Here is an 18,046-nt window from a genome sequence, read left to right as displayed (position 1 = left end):
CTCATGGAAGGTCAGGCGCCCTTGTCGATGATGGCCTGGGCCGCCTTGTTGGCCGTCTCCTGCGCCTGCCTGATGTCACCGGCGCCGAAGACGCCCTGGTTGATCAGCGTGGCCCAGGGGCCGTTGTTGTCGTTGATGATGCCGTTCTCGACCACGCTGTAGGGCGTCTGCCCGGTCGACATGGCCTCGCCCAGCGGCTTGTAGCGGGGGTCGATCGGCGCGTAGATCTTGTCGATCAGGTCGGTGCGGACCGGGACGATCGAGTTCTTGGCCAGGATCGTCTGCGCCTCCTCGCTGGTGGCCCACTTGACGAAGTCGTACGCGACGGCCTTGTTCTTCGCGCTCTTGGTCACCGCGATCTCGTCGCCGCCGGCGAACGACGCCGTGCCGCCGTCCTTGCCCATGATCGGCGTGACCCCGAAGTCGACCTTCTTGTCGGCCATCAGCGTCTGCACGTAGAACGCGCCGAGCGTCACCATGCCGGTCTTGCCGCCCTGGAACGTGGTGCCCTGGATGGAACCGTTGTCGGTCTTGGCGTTCGGCGGCATCAGGCCCTCGGTCCACATCTGCCGGTAGAACGTCAGGACGTCGGTGACCTCCGGGCTGGTGAACTGCGCGGTCTTGCCGTCCTCGGACAGGATGTCGCCCTTGCTCGCCCAGATGTGCGGCGCCACCTCGAAGACGTTGCAGCCACCGCACTGCCCGGCCATCGTGAAGCCGTAGTAGTCCTTGCCCAGCGCGTGGATCTTCCGGGCGGCGTTGAGCATCTCGTCGAAGGTCGTCGGCGGTTTTGACGGGTCCAGGCCGGCCTTGGTGAACAGGTCCTTGTTGTAGAAGATCATCGACGCCTCGGCGGTGAACGGCAGCGCGTACACCTTGCCCTCGTACTCGGCGAGCTTGCGGTGCGCCGGGCTCAGCGCGTCCTTCCAGGTGAGCTGGTTCTGCACCTCGGTCAGGTCGTCGAGCACGCCCTTGGAGGCGAAGAACGGCAGGTAGACCAGGTCGATCGAGGCGATGTCGGGTCCGGAGCCGGTCTGCGCGGCGGTGCCGAACTTCTGCACGAAGCTGGCCGCCGGGATCACGGTGACCTGGATCTTGCCGTCGTGGGTCTTGTTGTACTGGTCGGTGAGCAGGTTGATGAAGCCCTTCTGGCTGTCCCGGACCCACAGGGTCGCGTTGCCGGTGGGCTTGTCGGTGGCGCTGGACTCCGGGGTGTCGCCCCCACCGCACCCCGTGACGGCGAGGGCGAGAGCAGCCGTCGCGGCGGTCACCGCGAGCGGGGTGGATCTCCTGATCATCTTCTTCGACCTTCTTCAGAGAGTGGGTATCCAGACCCGCATGGCGCCGGGTCCACGGTTGGCCCAGGAGTGGTACGGGATCGCGGTGAAGGTGATCGGTTCGCCCGCCTCGCCGTCACCCGCGGCCGAGTAGAGCTCGGTGTTCAGGGCGGCCGCCCGCCCGGTGAGGCGGAGCCGGTCGCCCTCGACCGAGATGGGCGCGGCCGGGTCGAGCCGGATCTGTTCGACCAGCACGCCGCCGGGCAGGTCGGCCTGCTCGATGCAATAGACCAGCGGGCCGCGGAGGACGGCCACGCAGCCGCGGACGGCGTCCACCCGGTCGTCGGCGCGCACCAGCCGCGGCGTCATCGGCAGGCTCAGCCGGATCGTCTCACCATCCACACCGGACACTCGAAGGTATTCGCCCGGCACGGGTTCGCCGTCGGACCCGGCCGCGTCGATGGAGGCGCCGCTCGTCCAGGCCGGCACGCGGATGGCAAGCTCACCGGCGCCCCGCACGCTGATCGTCAGTTCACCATCGCTGGGGTACGCGGTGAGCACGGTGACCGTCATGCCGGGCGCTTCGTAGGTGCCCGCCGCGAGCAGATGCAACTGGAGGCCGGAGTCGTCGGACGTCGCCGCGTAGCCGCCGAGCGAGGCGAGCAGCCGGGCCAGGTTCGGCGGGCAGCAGGCGCAGGCGTACCAGGGGAGCCGCTCGCTGGGTGAATCCTCGTCCGAGCCCTCGTGGCCGGTGCGCAGCTGCAACGGGTTGGAGTAGAAGAACGCCCTGCCGGTCGACGCGGTGGAGGCGGCGATGGCGTTCAGCAGCGCCCGTTCCATCTCCTCGGCGTAGCGCGCCCGGCCGGTGGCGAGCAGCAGCCGCCAGCACCACTGGAAGGCGGCGATCGAGGCGCAGGTCTCCGCGTACGCGCGGTCCGGCGGCAGTTCGTACGGGTCGCCGTACGCCTCGTCGCGGTGCCGCGAACCGTGCCCACCGGTGACGTAGAGCTTGGTCCGGAAGGCCGAGTCCCACAGCCTCTCCATCGCGGCCAGCAGGGTCTCGTCGCCGTTCTCCAGATAGAGGTCGGTGACCCCGGCGGCGAGGTAGAGCTGGCGCACCGAATGCCCGAGCGCCTCGGCGTTCTCGCGGACCGGGAGGTGGTCCTGGTAGTAGAGCGAGCCGAACCGGCCGGGCTCCAGCCACCGGTGCCCGCGGCGCTCGATCTGGAGCTCGGCGGCGTGCAGGTAGGCCGGCTCGCCGGTCTCCCGGTAGAGCTCGACCAGCGCGGTCTCCACCTCGGGGTGACCGTCGATGAGCGGCTCGCCGTCGTCGCCGAACCGCGTCACGACCAGGTCGCCGAGCCGCCGGGCCACGGTCAGGAACCGCTCGTCGCCACTCCCCCGGTGCAGCGCCACGGCGGCCTGCATGAGGTGGCCGGCGCAGTAGAGCTCGTGGGCGTACTCGGGGTGGGCGAACTCGGTCTCGCCCGGCGTGCCCTGGACGTAGGTGTTGAGGTAACCCTCGCTGGTCTGCACCTGCTCGAACAGCGCGGCCACCTCGTCGAGCAGCGCCGTGTGGTCCCGGGTGCCGCTGCGGGCCTGCTCCCAGCCGATCGCCTCGAGCGTCTTGTAGAGGTCGGAGTCGGCGAACCAGAAGCCGCGGAACTCGCCGGCCGGGCCGTCCGCGCCACCGTCGGCGAGGCGGCGGAAGTTGTCGACCACGCCGGAGGTCTCGAGGTTCTCGACGCAGTGCGGGATGGTCGCGGCCGCGTTCAGCTCCTGCCAGGCGCCGAGGAACTCGCCCGCGTCGAGACGCCCTTCGGCCGGGACGAGACGGGTCTTGCCGCGTGGGGCGACGGGGGTGCTCACAGGGCCTCCGCTTCCGGAAACTTCTAGGAAACCGTTTGTTCAACCGCCAAGTTAGGAGGGCGCTTGTCCGCTGGTCAAGCGCTCGTTGCAGTGTTCTCTAATCGAGAATGCCGCTTCACTTGGAGGGAAAACGTTTTCCTGTCTAGGCTGTGGCGATGACAGTTCCGGCCACCCGCCGCGTCGGGATCGCCGACGTCGCCGCCCTCGCGGGTGTCTCGCTGGGCACGGCGTCCAAGGCGCTCAACGGCCGCGGCACGCTGCGTGCGGAGACCAGGGCCCGGGTACGCGCGGCGGCCGACCAGCTGGGCTTCACCCCCAACGCGGTGGCCCGCAGCCTGCTCAGCGGCCGCACCTTCACGGTCGGCATCATCACCACCGACAGCTACGGCCGGTTCAGCATCCCGATGACCCGCGGCGTCGAGGACTCGCTGGGTGTCGGCGAGATGATCGCCTTCCTCTGCGACAGCCGCGACGACCCGATCCGCGAACAGCACCACCTGCGCAAGCTGCTGGAACGCCAGGTCGACGGCATCATCGTGGCCGGCCGCCGCACCGACGCCCGCGAGCCGCTGGCCGACAACCTGCCGGTTCCGGTGGTGTACGCGTTCGGCCGCAGCCGCGACCCGCACGACTGCAGCGTGGTCAGCGACGAACGGGGCGCCGCCCACCTGGCCGTCGAACACCTGGTGAAGACCGGCCGCCGGCGCATCGCCCACATCACCGGCCCGCAGTCGCACGAGTCGGCCCGGTCACGCGCGTCCGGCGCCGCCTCGTCCCTGGCCGCCTTCGACCTCGAGATGGTCGGCGAGCCGCTGTTCGGCAGCTGGACCGAGGCGTGGGGCCGCTTCGCGGTGGCGCAGGTGCTGCGTACGGCCCCCGACGTCGACGGCGTCTTCTGCGGCAACGACGTGATCGCCCGCGGCGTCCTGGACGGCCTGCGCGAGGCCGGCGTCTCCCTGCCCATGCAGGCCGGCGTCGTCGGCATCGACAACTGGGGCGTCATCGCCGAGGCCGCCCGCCCACCCCTGACCACCGTCGACCTGGGCCTGGAGGAAATCGGCCACCGAGCCGGCGACCTCCTCCTGGCCGCCATCGACGGCCACCCCACCCCCGGCGTCCACATCGTGCCCAGCCACCTGGTCGTCCGGGAGTCCTGACCAGGTGACCGACGAAGGACACGGTCCGTTGGTCCGAAAACGCGGACCGTAAAGGCGTCCACATCGGAGAGGGCGCGTCCTACCGTGAATCGATGCTTCCCGCCCCGTCATCCGAATGCCCCGAGGGCCGGTGGTCCGCGTGACCGGTCAAGTGTTCGTCACGCCTCCCGGCTGGCCCCAGCCGCCTGACGGCTGGGTTCCACCGCCCGGGTGGGCCCCTGATCCGAGCTGGCCTCCGGCGCCGCCTGGATGGCAGTTCTGGCGCGCTCCCGTGAGCAGCGCGCTGACCAACCAGGCGGCCGAGCCGGTCCTGCCGGTGAAGGCGTCCGCCGGGTTGTTCGGCGGGCGGCGCAAGGAGCTCGAAGCCGAGGTCAACGCCTTGGGAATCGTCGTGGCCGGGGCACGGGACGAGAACACCAGGCTGTCACAGCGAAACGTCGCGCTACAGACCGAGATGGATCGGCTCACGGCCGCGGTGGAGGCCTCGAACAGCGAGCTGAGACGGATCCTGGGTCTCGACCCGGGGCTCCTGCGCGGCGAGGCAGCTCGCCTGGTCCACGAACGTGACGTTGCCCGGGAGCAGGCCGCGGTGGCGACAGCACAACTGGCCGCGCTGCGGCAGCAGCTGGTCGCGGTGCAGGAGACCGCGATCCTGCAGGAAGCCGGCATCTACGAGTACCTGCATCCGCTGGAGGACGCGGTCGCCTACAAGGCCCGGCTGGCGGGCATCAAGGACAAGATCAAATCGATGACACGCTCGGACGCGGCGGTCAACGCGACGACGAACTGGACCGTGAACGGGTCCGCTCGCGAGGGCATGGCGATGGTTCGCGACTTCTCCAAGTTGATGTTGCGCGCCTACAACGCCGAGGCCGACAACTGCGTTCGCACCGTACGTCCACATCGGCTGATCGCGGTCACCGACCGGCTGACCAAGGTCCGGGACACCATTGCCCGGCTCGGCAAGACGATGGACATCGTGATCTCCGCCGAGTACCACCGGGCTCGGCTGTCGGAGATCAGGCTCACCGCCGACCACCTCGGCAAGGTCGAGCAGGAGAAGGAGCGGATCCGCGCTCAGCGGGAACAACAGCGCGAGGAGGAACGGGCCCAGCGCGAGTTCGAGCGCGAGAAGGCCCGGCTCCTCAAGGAACAGGCCCACTACCGGGCCGTCCTGCAACGCATGCGGGATCAGGGCGACGCCGCGGGCGCCGAGCAGCTCGCCGGCAAGCTGGACGAGATCGCCGGCGCCATCCACGGTGTCGAGGAACGTGAAGCCAACATCCGCGCCGGTTACGTCTACGTGATCAGCAACATCGGCGCCTTCGGTCCCGGCATGGTCAAGATCGGGATGACTCGCCGGCTGGAGCCCAGCGACCGGATCAGGGAACTGGGCGACGCCAGCGTCCCGTTCCGCTTCGACACCCACGCTCTGATCTTCAGCGACGATGCCGTCGGGCTCGAGGCCCGCTTGCATCAGACGCTCGCCGACCGCAAGGTCAACCTGGTGAACCAGCAGCGGGAATTCTTCTACTCGTCGCCGACCGAGGTGCGGGACATCCTCGCCGCGGTTGCCGGTCAACACCTGCTCGAATACCACGAAGCAGCGGAGGCGGTGGAGTGGCACACCAGCCAGAAGAGCCGCAAGGACGCGGGTAGGTAGACCTGCTTCAGGCGGTGGGGACCGAGCGGCCAGCACCGTAATTCGTGCCTGCTCGGTCTCGTTCCAGCCAGCCCGTGTCGACCATCATGCGGCGGACGCCGGCGACGTCGTCGGTGACCGCGGCCAGGCGCTGGTTGATCTCGTCCTCGGTGTAGAGGCCGTCGAGGGCGAGGAAGCGGGCCAGCAACTCGCCGAGCTGGGTGTAGCGCTCGCTCAGGGTGGGTGGCAGCGACGCCAGGCGTCCGTGGGCGAAATAGCCCCGGAGCTGTGGGTACGACTCCAGGAGCGGGGCGATCGGCTGGAGGCGGTCGACCGCGGCCGACGCCTCGCGCAGGCCCTCGGGGCGGGCCCGGTAGACGCCGTTGCCGGAGCCGGTGGCCAGGGACAGCGCGACGAGGCGGGCGCAGGCGTCACCGGTCTGCGGCACCGAGGCGTCCAGCGCGTACGCCAGCTCGGCGATCGTGGCGCCCTCGGGGCCGCGGCGGGTGAGTTCGGCCAGCGCGCTCAGGCGGATCGGGCTGGACAGCGCGGCGAGCACGTCGGCGGCACGCGCGGCTTCGAGCGACATGGGCACCACCGTACGAGAGCGGGGCGCCGCCGCACACTGCTTTATCGCGACGGGCCGGTCAGCCGACCTTGATCAGCTTGGGGTAGTTCTTCGCGCCGGCGGTGACCAGGTCGGCGTCCATCGTGACGCCCCAGCGCGGGTCGGAGACGACCTTGCGCGCCTCGGTGACCGTCAGCGGCGGCGCGGTCTCGGGGTTGCCGGCGCCGTCCCAGGGCAGGCAGGTGGACACGGCCAGGAAGACGTGGGTGCCGTCGTCCCAGTCGGACCGCACGAGCACGTTCTGGATGCAGTTGCTCTCCTGGTGCTCGACGGTGATCTTCGGGCCGGTCGTGCGTACCTGGGAATCGGGGTTCTTGTCCCGGGTGACCTCGATCGACACGCGGCCGGGGCCGTCGCCGCCGTCCATCAGCACCTGCGCCCAGAGCCGGTCGCCGTCGTCCACGGTGGCGCCCCGGGACAGGGTGCGGTCGGGGAACATCCGCGACAGCAGCTCGAGCATCGCGCTGGGGGTCGCGGCCTTCGTCGCCGGTGCGGGCGCGGCGGCCGGCTTGCGTGGCGGGCTCGACGGGTCGGTGGCCGCGGTGCCGCCCGCGCGCTGGACGGCGACACTGCCGGGCCGCGGCGCCTCGGGCGCGTCGGCCCGGCCGAGCGAGGGCACGAGGGCGAAGCCGAGCACGGCGGCGGTGAGGGCGACCGCGCCGCCGGCCGCGGCGAAAGCGTTGCGCTTGCGGCGGCGGGCGGTCCGTGCGGTGAGACGTTCGACCGAGCGGGGTACGCGCTGAGCGATCGGCCGCGCGACCGGCGCGGACATGACCACCGTGTCCTCGGTGAGCAGGGCGTCGAGCATCTGCCGCGCGGACGGCCGCTGAGCCGGGTCCTTGGCCAGCGCCCGGTCGACCAGGCCGCGGATCGGTTCGGTGAGCCCGTCCAGGTTCGGCGGCTGGGAGAGGATCCGCATCGCGGTGGCGGGCGGCGAACCGGCCGCGAACGGCGTGCGCCCGGTGGCCGCGTACGCCACCATCACACCCCAGGCGAAGATGTCCGCGGCCGGCGTGACCGTGCGGCTGCCGTCCGAGGCGAACCGTTCCGGGGCCATGTAGGCGACCGTCCCGACCATCTGGTCGGTGCGCGTGTGCAGGCTGGTCGCGTCGAGCGTACGGGCGATCCCGAAGTCGATGACCTTGACCCCGCCTACCGGGAGCAGCACGTTCTCGGGCTTGAGGTCGCGGTGGATGACGCCGGCCCCGTGGATCGCGGACAGCGCGGTGGTGATGCCGACAGCCACGCTGTGCAACTTCTGGGGCGACAGCGGGCCACGATCGCGGACCACGTCGGCCAGGCTGGGGCCGTCCACGTACTCCACGACGATGTACGCCGGGTCGTGGTCGACGTCGGCGTCCAGCACGGCCGCGGTGCAGAACGACGGCACCTGACGCAGCCGGTTCACCTCGCTGCGGAACCGGGCGCGCAACTCGTGGTCGCTCAGTTCGGCCCGGATCACCTTGATGGCGACCTTGCCGCCGTCCGGTGCCCGTCCCAGGTAGACCGTGCCCATACCGCCACGGCCCAACCGCCCCACCAACTGGTAGTCACCGAGCCAGGTCGCCTCGCCCGGATGCAGGGGCATGCTCATCCGATTTCCCCTCCGATATCAGCCCGGCACGCCGTCGCGGACCTTACTCCTGATCAACGCGGTTCGGCCCGCTCGGCGCACGCGCGGCGGAAGATCGAAGTCAATCGTGCAAAGTGAGGGGGAAGATGAACCCGATCCATGATTCCTTCGTATTCAGAGAGACTGTCTTCCGGGCCCGCTAACCTGCCCGCATGGCCGTTCACCAGCTCACTCGCGCCGAGGCCCGGCAGATCGCGATCACCGCGCAACTGCTTGATCACGCACGGCCACCAGACCTGACCGCGGTCATCCAACGGCTCACCCTTCTGCAGTACGACCAGACGGCCGCCGTCGCGCCGAACGCCGATCTGATCCTCTGGAGCCGCCTCGGCCCGGCGTACGCGCCGGAAGACCTTGCCGCCGCGCTGGCCGGCCAGTCGCTGATCGAGCTGAACATGATGATCCGCCCGGCCGAGGACATCGCGCTGTTCCGCGCCGACATGGCCGACTGGCCCGGCCGCGGCGAGGTCAGCGAGTGGGAGGCGGCGCTGGAGGACTGGGTGGCCGCGAACGACGAGTGCCGCCGCCACATCCTGGCCCGCCTCTACGACGAGAACCCGCTGACCGCCCGCGCCTTCCCCGACCTGACCATCGTCCCGTGGCGCTCCTCGGGCTGGAACAACGACCGCAACGTGATCCGCCTGCTCGACCAGATGGCCGCCCGCGGCGAGGTGGCCGTGGTCGGGCGCCGCGGCCGCGACCGGCTGTGGGACCTCGCCGAACGCGTCTACCCCGACGACCCGCCGGTCCCGCCCGACGAGGCGAATCGCATCCGCGACGAGCGCCGGCTGCACGCCCTCGGCATCGCCCGGGCCCGCGCGACGGCCGTGCCCGGCGAGCCCAACCATGTGGGCGAGGCCGGTGAGCCGGCCACGATCGAGGGGGTACGCGGGAAGTGGCGCGTCGACCCGGCGTACCTCGGCCGTGATTTCGAGGGCCGCACGGCGCTGCTGTCCCCGCTCGACCGGCTCCTCTATGACCGCAAGCGGATGACCGAGATCTTCGAGTACGACTACCAGCTGGAGATGTACAAGCCGGCGGCGAAACGGCGCTGGGGCTACTGGGCCCTGCCGATCCTGCTTAGTGACCAACTAGTCGGTAAGGTCGACGCCACCGCCGACCGGGCCGCGGGCGTGCTCCGGGTCGACGCGATCCACGAAGACGTGCCGTTCGATCGGGCGGCGGTCCACGCCGAACTCGACGACCTGGCCGGCTGGCTCGGCCTCGACCTGCTGATCAAGTGATCCCGGCGGCCCACAGCAGCCCGCGCTCGGTGAGCGTCCGGGTCTGTGGCACGGCCAGATCGTCCGGCCCGTGCCCGAGCGTGCTCACGAAGACCCGCCCGGCGCCGTGCTCCCGCACCCACGCCATCGGCATCTCCACCCCCGCGGTCTCCGGGTAACCGTGCCCGCCGTCGAAGACGCTGGTGGCGAGCACGGTGAGCGAGGGGTCGACGTGGCCGTAGTACTGCTCGGTGTGCACGTCGACGTCGTCGAGCCCCGCCGCGATCGGATGGTCGTCCGCGAACCGCACCCGGTAGTCGACGAAATCCCCCGGGTGCACCAGAAACCGCCCGCCGACCATGAACTGGTAGCGCCACGCCTGGAACCCGACGGCCAGCACGCCACCGTGCCACCCCGCGAACCCGGCCCCGTCACGGACCCGGTCGACCAGCCCGTTCTCCTGCTCCTCGGTGAACTCGCCGCGTGTCCACGACTGCACGATCAGATCGGCGGCGGCGAGTTCGGCGCGGTCGGCGTACACCTCGAGGGTGTCGGCCGTTCGAATCTCGAAGCCGTGCCCTTCCAGGAAGCCGCGGAAGAGCTCGGTGCACGCCACCGGCTGGTGACCTTCCCACCCGCCGCGAACGATCAAGGCCCTCATCCCGCCGACGCTACCGCCCACAGCCAGCCACGATCAGTTCCGCCCCGCACGGTCCTCGGCGGGCACGAGGGGTTTTCTGGGTGACCACGCACGCAGAATGAAGGGCGCGGGCGGCCGTTATGGACGCGCCAGCGGCCAGGCTGATCGCGCCCGGCCTCGGCGGGAGCTGCGGTCTGCACCATCCACCCAGGTGCGACATGAAGCTCTTGACCGCGATTTGGGGTGGGAAGTCCACCTTGTCTCCCCCGATCGGGTGACCAGGGCGGATTGAGCGGTGCGGATGCGTACCACCACCCGTGGTGACCGTGGTTAGCGTCAGGTCATGGACACGCTGACCATCGGGGAACGGATCCGGCACCGGCGGCTGTTGCGGGGCTGGAGCGTACGCCACGCCGCGAGCCGGGCCGGGATCTCGCATGCCACCTGGAGCCGCATCGAACGGGGGCGGCAGGCGGCCGACAACCGGTTCGTGCTCGCGGACATCGCCACCGCGCTGGAGTGCTCGACCGTCGAGCTGGCTGGGATGTTCGTGCCGTCCGGCGACCGCAACGCGCTGGCCGCGCATGCCGGGGTGCACGCCATCCACCAGGCGCTGATCGAGACCGACCTGAACGAGCCCGCCGACCGGCCGGCGCTCACCGTGCAAGAGCTGACCCGCACCCTCGACCTGGTCGAGACGTTGCGGCGGGCCTGCGACTACGCGGGGGCCGCGCGCGTGCTGCCGGACCTGCTCCGCGATCTGCACGCGCTGGCCGAGGACCCGGCGCAGCGGCAGGTCGCGCTGCGGATGCTGTGCCACGCGACGTTCCTGGCGTCGGGCGCGGTGCGCAACCTGGGGCATCCGGCCGAGGCGTGGCTGGCCGCGGAGCGGTGCCGGGAGGCGGCGGCCGCGACGGAAGATCCGGTGCTGATCGGGTACGCCGGATACGCGCGAGCCAATGCCGCGCTGGCCGCCGACGCGTTCCAGCGCGGGCTGGCGCTCGCCGGACGGGCGGTGGACGAGATGCAGCCCCATCTGGGCCTGCCGGGCGCCCTCGAGACGGTCGGCACGTTGCAGCTCGTCTCGGCGTACGCGAGCCGGGGTCTGAAACGGGTCGAGGACAGCCGCGGGTGGACGGCGGAGGCGGCGGGGCTGGCCGCCCGGACCGGCGAGAGCCCGGCGCTGGGGCTGACCTTCGGACCGACCAATGTGGACATCTGGCGGATCGGCATCGAGGTGGACGGCGGCGAGCCCGACACCGCGGCCGGCATCGCCGCGACCACCAACCCGGCCGTGCTGCCGTTCGGGTGCCGGCAGGTGTTCTACTACGCCGACGCGGGCCGGGCGCTCGCCGCGATGAAGGGGCGCGACCGCGAGGCGATCCGCTACCTGCTCACCGCGGAACGGGTGGCGCCGCAACACGTGCACACCTCGTCGACGGCCCAGGAGACGGTGCGGTCGCTGCTGGAACGCTCCCGGCGCGAGGCCGGCGGCGCCGAGCTGCGCGGATTGTGCGAGCGGATGCACATCGCGGTCTAGGGCGCATCCTGTCGATCAGCCGATGATCACGGTCTGGAGCTCGGTGAACGCCTCCATCGGGTGGGCGCCGCCGACCCGGCCGAGCCCGCTGTCCGATCCGGCGCGGCCGCCGAACGGCAGGTGCGACTCCCAGTAGTTGGTGGACTCGTTGATGTTGACCCAGCCGGTGCGCACCGCGTCGGCGAAGGCCAGCCCGGCGCTCAGGTCGGCGGTGTAGACGGCGGCGAGCAGCCCGTACCGCGACGCGTTGGTCAGCTCGATCGCCTCCTCGACCGAGCCGATGCCGACGATCGGGGCGATCGGTCCGAAGGTCTCCTCGGTCGCGGCGAGAGAATCCTGGGGTACGCCGGTGAGCACGGTCGCCGGCCAGTACAGGTCGGAGGCGAACCCGGTGGCCCGCGAGCCGCCGGTCAGCGCCTGGGCGCCCCGGTTCAGAGCGTCGGCGACGTGCTCGTCCATCTTGGCCGCGACGGCCGCGTTGTTCAGCGGGCCCATCGTGGTGGCGTCGTCCAGCGGGTCGCCCAGCCGGACCCCCTCGGTCACCGCCTTGGCCAGCCGCGCCGCGAAGTCGTCGCGCACCGACTCGTGCACGAGCAGGCGCTCGCCGGCCGTGCAGCTCTGCCCCGCGCAGAGGAAACACGCGGCGAGCGCGCCCTCCACCGCCCGGTCGAGGTCGGCGTCGGCCAGCACCACCAGCGGCCCGTTGCCGCCCATCTCGAGCAGCGTCGCCTTGCCCACGGCCGCCTCGGCGACCAGCCGCCCGGTGGCCGTCGACCCGATGAACGCGACCGCGTCGACGCCCGGGTGGCCGGCGATCTCGTTGCCCACCACCGCGCCCGGCCCGGTGACCAGGTTGAGCACGCCCGGCGGCAGGTCGGCCTCGGCCACACACTCGGCCAGCGCGCCGGCCGCGATCGAGGTGGTCGGGGCCGGCGTCCACACCACGGTGTTCCCCGACGCGAGCGCGGGCGCGATCAGTTCGGCGGGCATCGTGTACGGCCAGTTCCACGGCGTGATCACCCCGACCACACCGCGCGGCCGACGCACCAGCAGCGCCCGCTTGCCGGTGGACGCGGAGTTGGGCAGCAGGCCACCGAGCCGCTTGCCGTCCTCGGCGGCCATCCGCCAGTAGGCGACCAGCTCGTCCACCTCGTCGTACGCCTCGGCCCGCAGCGGCTTGCCCTGGTCGAGCGTCAGCGTCCGCGCCAGCGGGTCACGCCTCGACTCGATGACGTCGGCGACCCGGTGGAGGAGGGCGGCCCGCTCGAAGGCCGAGACCCGGGCCCACTGTGGCGCGGCCTTCCGGGCCGCCGCGATCGCCGCGCGGGCGTCGTCGCGATCTGCTTCGGGCACAGTGCCGAGCTCTTCACCCGTGGCCGGGCTGACGGCCACCGTGGTCGCCCCCGACGCAGCGTCCACCCAGGCCCCATCCACCAACATCCGCATGCGACCACGTTAGTGCCGGCGCCGTCCGGGCGAGCTGTGACCTTCACCGTGCCCGAACCCCTGTGGATAGCCACAGATCCGCCACATTTCCCGGCTACGTTGACACCCACCCAGTGCCGGGGTGGGGGTGGCGGCGGCCGCGCGCGCGAGCGAAACGATTTTGACAAGGTGGAACGACGCCGTGAAGGTTCTCCAGCAGGGTGTGTCGGTCTTCGTGGTGAACAGTGCGGGCTGGGTGCTGCTGCAACATCGGGACGAGAACGCGCCGACCTGCCCGGACATGTGGTGCCTGCCGGGCGGCGCGGTGGAGCCCGGTGAGGAGCCGGCGGCCGCGGCTGGTCGTGAGGTGCTAAAGGAGGCCGGCCTCGACGTGGCCGGCTCGTTGAGACCGCTGTTCTCGGGGCACATCACCGAGACCCTGGAGGCCGGGACCGGGACCCCTTACCTGGAGCACACCTTCGCGGCCACGACGCCGCGCGACGACTCCGATGTGCGGCTCGGCGAGGGCCGGGACATGAGGTTCCTGCCGGTGGACGTCATCATGGGACTCGACCTCGCGCCGTCGACGCGGCACTTCTTCGCCATCTATCTGGCGCTGGGCGCGCACGAGGAGGTCACGTCGACGGCCGGCTCTGGCGCAGCAGCGCCGGGAGGATCTCGGCCGACGGGCCGCGCAGGTTGACCCGGGCCACCGGGTCGAGCGGCGTCGGCTCGGGGTTGACCTGGATGACCGCGCCACCCATGCGGGCGGTGACCTGGGGGATCTCGGCGGCCGGGTAGACCAGGCCGGACGTGCCGACGCTGATCAGCACGTCCGCGTTGGCCGCGGCCTCGACGGCTTCCTCCAGGCCGTCCGTGGGCAGCGCCTCGCCGAACCACACGACGCCGGGGCGGATCGGGGCGCCGCACCGGTCGCACGGCGGCGGCGTGATGCGGCCCGGTTCGCCGTCGGGCGCCGGCGACAGGGCGGCCGGCCGGGCGCACGCCGAGCAGCGAGGCGTGAACAGGCTGCCGTGCAGGTGCAGCACGCCGGTGGCGCCGGCGCGCTCGTGCAGGTCGTCGACGTTCTGGGTGATCAGCGTGGCGTGGCCGGCGTCGGCCAGGATCTCGGTGGCGGCGATGTGACCGGGGTTGGGCGCGACCGTGAGCGCCAGGGCGCGGCGCCACTCGTACCAGCCCCAGACGAGCGCCGGGTCCTCGTCGAACGCCTCGGGAGTGGCCAGTTTGGCGGCGTCGAACCGCTCCCACAGGCCGGTCAGCGCCTCCCGGAAGGTGGGCACGCCGCTCTCGGCGGAGATCCCGGCGCCGGTGAAGATGACCACGCGCTCGGCCGTGGCCACCAGGTCCGCGGCTTCGCGCAGCGTCTCGTCCATGGTCCAAGTCTCCCCGAGGGACTTTGTTCTTCTTCCCGCATCAACAAAGTGGCTGCTGACCGACCCGCGCCGGTCAGCAGGCGGATCGACAGCCTCGCCGGCACGACGGGCCGGCTCAGACGACGGGCCGGCCCTCCGCGCGCAGCGCCGCGATCAGCGCGTCGACCAGCTTGTCGCGGCCGTCGTCGACGTCCAGGGGCACGGTGATCGGCTTGCCCTCGGCCGGCACCAGCTGATATTCGGCGACCTTGCCCGCCTTGTCGCCGGACTCGTGGAGCCGCCCCCGCAGCTCGGTCACCTCCGGCCACCGGATCGCCCGGATCGTCGTGTTGTGCTGGTAGACGAAGCCGCCGGACCACACGTAGTAGGCGCGGGCGCCGCGGATCAGCACGTACAGCACGTACACGATGCAGACGACCATCAGGAAGCAGGCGGCGAAGCCGAGCCAGCCGGCCAGCTTCTGGGCCGCGCGCAGCGAGAACTGCTCGCCGATCGCGGTGATGCCCCACAGCAGGCCGTAGCAGACCGCGCCCGCGCCCAGCCCCATCGCGGCGCCGACAAGCGGGTTCGTCTCCTTGCGCGCTTCCACCAGTTCGCCCAGCCCGCGGTCGCCGGCCGCGGTGACCACGCCGGGCGGTGCGGTGGGTACGGTTTCCTTCGTCATCATCGCTCCTGAGAGGTTGGTCGTCCTCACCAGGACAGTGGACACCGTGTGCGGCCGCCCGCAACACCGGACAACACCGGACCGGAGGGCCGTCCACCCCCGGTCATCGGCTCGGGCGCGCCGGACAACACCGGACGCCGGTCACCCCTGGACGGCCACCAGCCGGATGTCCGAGACCTCGACCTTCATCTCGGGCCGGCCGCCCAGCTGGAACATCAGCTCACCGGCGGGCGTGGTGACGGTGCCGATGAAGTCGAACGACCACGACCGCGCGGTGGCGCCGAGCGGGATCCGCTCGTAGAGCGACGCGGCGAAGGTGGGCGGCTGGTTGTCCTGCACCCGTACCCAGATCGTCTCCGCCCGGTCGGCCGACGCGCGGAACGACAGCCGGTACTTCCGCGCGGTCACGATCGACACGCAGCTGTGTACGACCAGCACGTCATAGGGCTCTTTCGAGCCCTCCTCCACGGACGCGTCCCACCGGTGCCGGTCGAAGGTCAGGGCCCGCACCCGGTCGGTGTTGGACCACCAGTCGGGCGCGTGCTGGGCGGTGTCGGCCGGTCCGTGGGTGGCGTCGATCAGGTCGGCGCCGACCGGCGGGACGGCGCCGGCGCACGGGACCGGGGCGGTGGAGGCCGGGGCGGCGACCGGACCGGCGGCCGGCGCGGCGAGATGAGCGGACACCACGCCGGCCACCGCCGACAGAAGCACCGCGACGACGAGGGTGACCACGACGAGCGGCCAGCGCCGGGGCGCGGCGTAGGGCGGCGGTTCCATGTCCGGGGACGACGAAGGCGACGGCGAAGGCTGGGGTACGGGCTGGTGCCGGCGAAGTTCGTCGTACACCCGGACCATGACGTCGTGGCGGCGCCGCCATTGAGCCACGGCGGCGTCATCGCCACCGCACGCCCGGACGAACGGCTCGACGAACCGAGCGAAGTCGGGCGGCCGCTTGACCTCGCCGTTGATGATCGCGTACAGCTGGCCCCGGCTCATCGACAGGGTGGCGGCGAGCGCGGCCGGTTTGCGGCCGGCGGCGCGGCTGAGTTCCTTCAGTTCGGCGCAGAACGCGGCGACCGGCCCGGTGCTGGGCACATCAGACATGTCCGGATCCACTCCACCGGGTCAGCAGACATCGTCCACGGGCGATTGATCAGCATCAGACTAGATCATCATCGCCACGTATCGATTCCACTACACACAGTGGATGGAATCAAGGCAGGTTGATCACGTCGGCGAGGACGATGTCGTCGCCGTGGAAGCGGGCCACCGCCGGGCTGTCGTACACGATCAGGGCCTGTTTGCGGTCGGCCGGGCCGATCAGGCCCATGCCCTCGGCGTGGTCGTCGCCCTCGCCGAAGGTGAGCTCGACCTCGCGCGTGATCAGCTCGTCGCGCACCACCGACGGCTGCTCCGCCCTCATCGCCTGGTGCCAGCGGTAGATCCGCACCGGGCCGTCCAGGTCCATCGTCGGCCCGGCCAGCACGAGCAGGTCCTCGCCGGCCGGGCACAGGTCGCGCACGCCCAGCCCGTTCAGATCAAGGACGTGTTTGCGGTACGCCCGGCCGTCGTCGAAGCGGCGCAGCTGGAGCCGGGCCGGCGAGGCCGGGTCGACGTACGGCCGCAGTTCCAGGACGAACGCCCAGCCGCGCAGCACCGGGCCGCGGAGACCCAGGTAGACCCGCTCGCCGTGGACCGCGATGCCCTCGATGTCGAGGCCGTTGTCCTTGCCGGGGATGGGCAGGAACATGCTCAGGTGCTCGTCGTCGGCGAGCAGCTCGCGCAGGTTGTCGCGGGGCGCCAGCGCGGCGGCGTGGTGGGTCTCGCCGTCGGCTTCCAGGCTGCGTACCGGGGTGGGCAGGCCGTCGACGGTGGCGATCGGGAGGCGTACCAGGATCTGGCGGTTGTCCTGACCCACCACCCGGCCGAGCCGGCGCATCGCCTTCTCCCCCGCGTGCCTGGCCTTGATCTGCTTGCGCCGCAGGCCGTGCGAGCCGACCGCCCAGAGGAAGTGACCGTTCCGGGCGACGCCCTCGATGTCGGCTTCCTCGTCGGCGTCCTCGCCGGGCAGCTCGACGAAGTCGGCGAGCCGGAAGCTGGCGTCCTCGGCGTACTCCTGCGGCAGCACAGGGTCGTCGGCCACCAGACGTTCGAGGGTGGCCGTCTCGTCGCCGGCGATCCACAGCACGTTCCCGTCGGACCGGACGGCCGAGAGGTTGGTGTGTGTCGCGCTGGCGCGGGACAGGTGCCCGAAGCGGAGCCGGACCGTGCGTTCCAGGGTCATGATCTCCATCGTCGCATCCCCGGGCACCTGTCGAACCAGCGTTCCGGCCAGAGCGAGGCCGGAAGAACGACCTAGTGGAAGTAGGCCGGGCTCAGCCGGACGTCATCGATGACCGGCCCGCAGTAACCGTTCGAGTTGCTGTTGATCGTCACCTTGGCGGTCTTGGAGAACCACTTGGTCTTGAACATAACCTGCTTGTAGTCGTAGTCCATCCACTGCTTGGTCGCGGGGGCGGCGACGAACCAGGTGACCTTCTTGCCGTCGATCCAGACGTCGCCGTACTTGAGGCCCTTGCCGCACTCAGGGTTGCCGGCGACCTGGAAGCTGAGCCGGTAGTTCACACCCGGGATGAGCTTCTGGTAAGTCCGGGTGATCGCCCCGGCCGAGCTGCCGGACAGGTCGACCGACTGCCGGCCGTGCGCGGCGTCCCAGTAGTTCTCCCGGACGACGTCGACCGAGCCCTTGCTGACCACCCACGGGCCGATCCAGTCGCCGGCGTTGTAGCTGGTGAAGCCGTTGGCCGGGGCGGGCGGGAACTCGAACGAGTCGACGACCAGCTTGGCGGCGGCCTGAGCCGGGGTGGCGGCACCCGTGATGAGGGCCGCGGTGGCCACCGCGGCACAGGCGAGTCGGGAAGCCTTCATATCTCTCACTCCTGAATGTCGGGAAC

16 protein-coding genes are annotated in these 18,046 nt (G+C 71.1%); 5 read left to right on the top strand and 11 right to left on the bottom strand.

Annotation, left to right across the window (positions count from 1 at the left end; genetic code table 11):
• Positions 1-11 precede the first annotated feature (11 nt).
• A complete protein-coding gene (locus AB0O15_RS35415; RefSeq protein ID WP_364328056.1) occupies positions 12-1,298 on the bottom strand; it encodes a sugar ABC transporter substrate-binding protein in 1,287 nt (428 codons plus the stop codon).
• 15 nt (positions 1,299-1,313) lie between these two features.
• Positions 1,314-3,146 carry a beta-L-arabinofuranosidase domain-containing protein gene (locus AB0O15_RS35410; protein WP_364328054.1) on the bottom strand — a complete coding sequence of 611 codons (1,833 nt, stop codon included), beginning with the start codon at positions 3,144-3,146 and terminating at the stop codon, positions 1,314-1,316.
• A gap of 155 nt (positions 3,147-3,301) precedes the next feature.
• Here AB0O15_RS35410 and AB0O15_RS35405 point away from each other — a divergent pair, with 155 nt between their 5' ends.
• Entirely contained in the window at positions 3,302-4,303 is a 1,002-nt protein-coding gene (locus AB0O15_RS35405) for a LacI family DNA-binding transcriptional regulator (protein ID WP_364328052.1), read from the top strand.
• Positions 4,304-4,574: 271 nt separating this feature from the next.
• Complete coding sequence (locus tag AB0O15_RS35400) at positions 4,575-5,966, top strand: DUF4041 domain-containing protein (protein WP_364328050.1); 1,392 nt, start codon at positions 4,575-4,577, stop codon at positions 5,964-5,966.
• A 7-nt stretch (positions 5,967-5,973) separates the two neighbouring features.
• Here the strand turns inward: AB0O15_RS35400 and AB0O15_RS35395 are convergent, their stop codons facing one another.
• Positions 5,974-6,534, bottom strand: a complete 561-nt coding sequence (locus tag AB0O15_RS35395; protein WP_364328048.1) for a DUF2087 domain-containing protein — start codon at positions 6,532-6,534, stop codon at positions 5,974-5,976.
• Between the two features lie 58 nt (positions 6,535-6,592).
• Positions 6,593-8,167: a serine/threonine-protein kinase gene (locus AB0O15_RS35390; RefSeq protein WP_364328046.1), complete on the bottom strand. Its 1,575-nt coding sequence runs from the start codon at positions 8,165-8,167 to the stop codon at positions 6,593-6,595.
• A 191-nt stretch (positions 8,168-8,358) separates the two neighbouring features.
• On the opposite strand from AB0O15_RS35390, the gene AB0O15_RS35385 reads away from it, so the two are divergent.
• Positions 8,359-9,450, top strand: coding sequence for a crosslink repair DNA glycosylase YcaQ family protein (locus AB0O15_RS35385; protein ID WP_364328044.1), 1,092 nt, complete (start codon positions 8,359-8,361; stop codon positions 9,448-9,450).
• On the opposite strand, the gene AB0O15_RS35380 is transcribed toward AB0O15_RS35385, so the two are convergent.
• On the bottom strand, positions 9,443-10,090 hold the full coding sequence (locus tag AB0O15_RS35380) for a ThuA domain-containing protein (protein WP_364328042.1): 648 nt from the start codon (positions 10,088-10,090) through the stop codon (positions 9,443-9,445). The two genes, AB0O15_RS35385 and AB0O15_RS35380, sit on opposite strands and share 8 nt — an antisense overlap.
• A 322-nt stretch (positions 10,091-10,412) precedes the next feature.
• On the opposite strand from AB0O15_RS35380, the gene AB0O15_RS35375 reads away from it, so the two are divergent.
• Positions 10,413-11,609 carry a helix-turn-helix transcriptional regulator gene (locus tag AB0O15_RS35375; RefSeq protein ID WP_364328040.1) on the top strand — a complete coding sequence of 399 codons (1,197 nt, stop codon included), beginning with the start codon at positions 10,413-10,415 and terminating at the stop codon, positions 11,607-11,609.
• A 15-nt stretch (positions 11,610-11,624) separates the two neighbouring features.
• On the opposite strand, the gene AB0O15_RS35370 is transcribed toward AB0O15_RS35375, so the two are convergent.
• Positions 11,625-13,055, bottom strand: a complete 1,431-nt coding sequence (locus AB0O15_RS35370; protein ID WP_364328037.1) for an aldehyde dehydrogenase family protein — start codon at positions 13,053-13,055, stop codon at positions 11,625-11,627.
• Positions 13,056-13,236: 181 nt separating this feature from the next.
• Between AB0O15_RS35370 and AB0O15_RS35365 the strand changes: the two genes are divergently transcribed.
• Entirely contained in the window at positions 13,237-13,737 is a 501-nt protein-coding gene (locus AB0O15_RS35365) for an NUDIX domain-containing protein (protein ID WP_364328034.1), read from the top strand.
• Here AB0O15_RS35365 and AB0O15_RS35360 read toward each other — a convergent pair.
• From AB0O15_RS35360 to AB0O15_RS35340, 5 genes are all read right to left on the bottom strand, one after another.
• Positions 13,670-14,428 (bottom strand): NAD-dependent deacylase, encoded by a 759-nt coding sequence (locus AB0O15_RS35360; RefSeq protein ID WP_364328031.1) that lies wholly within the window; start codon positions 14,426-14,428, stop codon positions 13,670-13,672. The genes AB0O15_RS35365 and AB0O15_RS35360 overlap by 68 nt on opposite strands.
• Positions 14,429-14,543: 115 nt before the next feature.
• Positions 14,544-15,092 (bottom strand): hypothetical protein, encoded by a 549-nt coding sequence (locus tag AB0O15_RS35355; RefSeq protein ID WP_364328030.1) that lies wholly within the window; start codon positions 15,090-15,092, stop codon positions 14,544-14,546.
• Positions 15,093-15,233: 141 nt separating this feature from the next.
• Positions 15,234-16,196, bottom strand: a complete 963-nt coding sequence (locus AB0O15_RS35350) for a helix-turn-helix transcriptional regulator (protein ID WP_364328027.1) — start codon at positions 16,194-16,196, stop codon at positions 15,234-15,236.
• A gap of 109 nt (positions 16,197-16,305) precedes the next feature.
• Positions 16,306-17,385, bottom strand: coding sequence for a DUF3616 domain-containing protein (locus tag AB0O15_RS35345; RefSeq protein WP_364328024.1), 1,080 nt, complete (start codon positions 17,383-17,385; stop codon positions 16,306-16,308).
• A gap of 62 nt (positions 17,386-17,447) precedes the next feature.
• Entirely contained in the window at positions 17,448-18,020 is a 573-nt protein-coding gene (locus tag AB0O15_RS35340; protein ID WP_364328021.1) for a DUF642 domain-containing protein, read from the bottom strand.
• Between the last annotated feature and the right edge of the window lie 26 nt (positions 18,021-18,046).

Origin of the sequence: Actinoplanes sp. NPDC089786, assembly GCF_040684855.1 — a bacterium.
Taxonomy (GTDB): domain Bacteria; phylum Actinomycetota; class Actinomycetes; order Mycobacteriales; family Micromonosporaceae; genus Actinoplanes.
This window is presented reverse-complemented; position numbering and strand designations above follow the sequence as displayed.

Excerpts from the sequence above, each read along its gene's own strand:
- AB0O15_RS35380 (WP_364328042.1), bottom strand. The coding sequence starts at position 10,090 with ATGAGGGCCTTGATCGTTCGCGGCGGGTGGGAAGGTCACCAGCCGGTG.
- AB0O15_RS35390 (WP_364328046.1), bottom strand. The coding sequence starts at position 8,167 with ATGAGCATGCCCCTGCATCCGGGCGAGGCGACCTGGCTCGGTGACTAC.
- AB0O15_RS35340 (WP_364328021.1), bottom strand. The coding sequence starts at position 18,020 with ATGAAGGCTTCCCGACTCGCCTGTGCCGCGGTGGCCACCGCGGCCCTC.
- AB0O15_RS35370 (WP_364328037.1), bottom strand. The coding sequence starts at position 13,055 with ATGCGGATGTTGGTGGATGGGGCCTGGGTGGACGCTGCGTCGGGGGCG.
- AB0O15_RS35355 (WP_364328030.1), bottom strand. The coding sequence starts at position 15,092 with ATGACGAAGGAAACCGTACCCACCGCACCGCCCGGCGTGGTCACCGCG.
- AB0O15_RS35360 (WP_364328031.1), bottom strand. The coding sequence starts at position 14,428 with ATGGACGAGACGCTGCGCGAAGCCGCGGACCTGGTGGCCACGGCCGAG.
- AB0O15_RS35375 (WP_364328040.1), top strand. The coding sequence starts at position 10,413 with ATGGACACGCTGACCATCGGGGAACGGATCCGGCACCGGCGGCTGTTG.
- AB0O15_RS35395 (WP_364328048.1), bottom strand. The coding sequence starts at position 6,534 with ATGTCGCTCGAAGCCGCGCGTGCCGCCGACGTGCTCGCCGCGCTGTCC.
- AB0O15_RS35385 (WP_364328044.1), top strand. The coding sequence starts at position 8,359 with ATGGCCGTTCACCAGCTCACTCGCGCCGAGGCCCGGCAGATCGCGATC.
- AB0O15_RS35345 (WP_364328024.1), bottom strand. The coding sequence starts at position 17,385 with ATGGAGATCATGACCCTGGAACGCACGGTCCGGCTCCGCTTCGGGCAC.
- AB0O15_RS35415 (WP_364328056.1), bottom strand. The coding sequence starts at position 1,298 with ATGATCAGGAGATCCACCCCGCTCGCGGTGACCGCCGCGACGGCTGCT.
- AB0O15_RS35405 (WP_364328052.1), top strand. The coding sequence starts at position 3,302 with ATGACAGTTCCGGCCACCCGCCGCGTCGGGATCGCCGACGTCGCCGCC.
- AB0O15_RS35350 (WP_364328027.1), bottom strand. The coding sequence starts at position 16,196 with ATGTCTGATGTGCCCAGCACCGGGCCGGTCGCCGCGTTCTGCGCCGAA.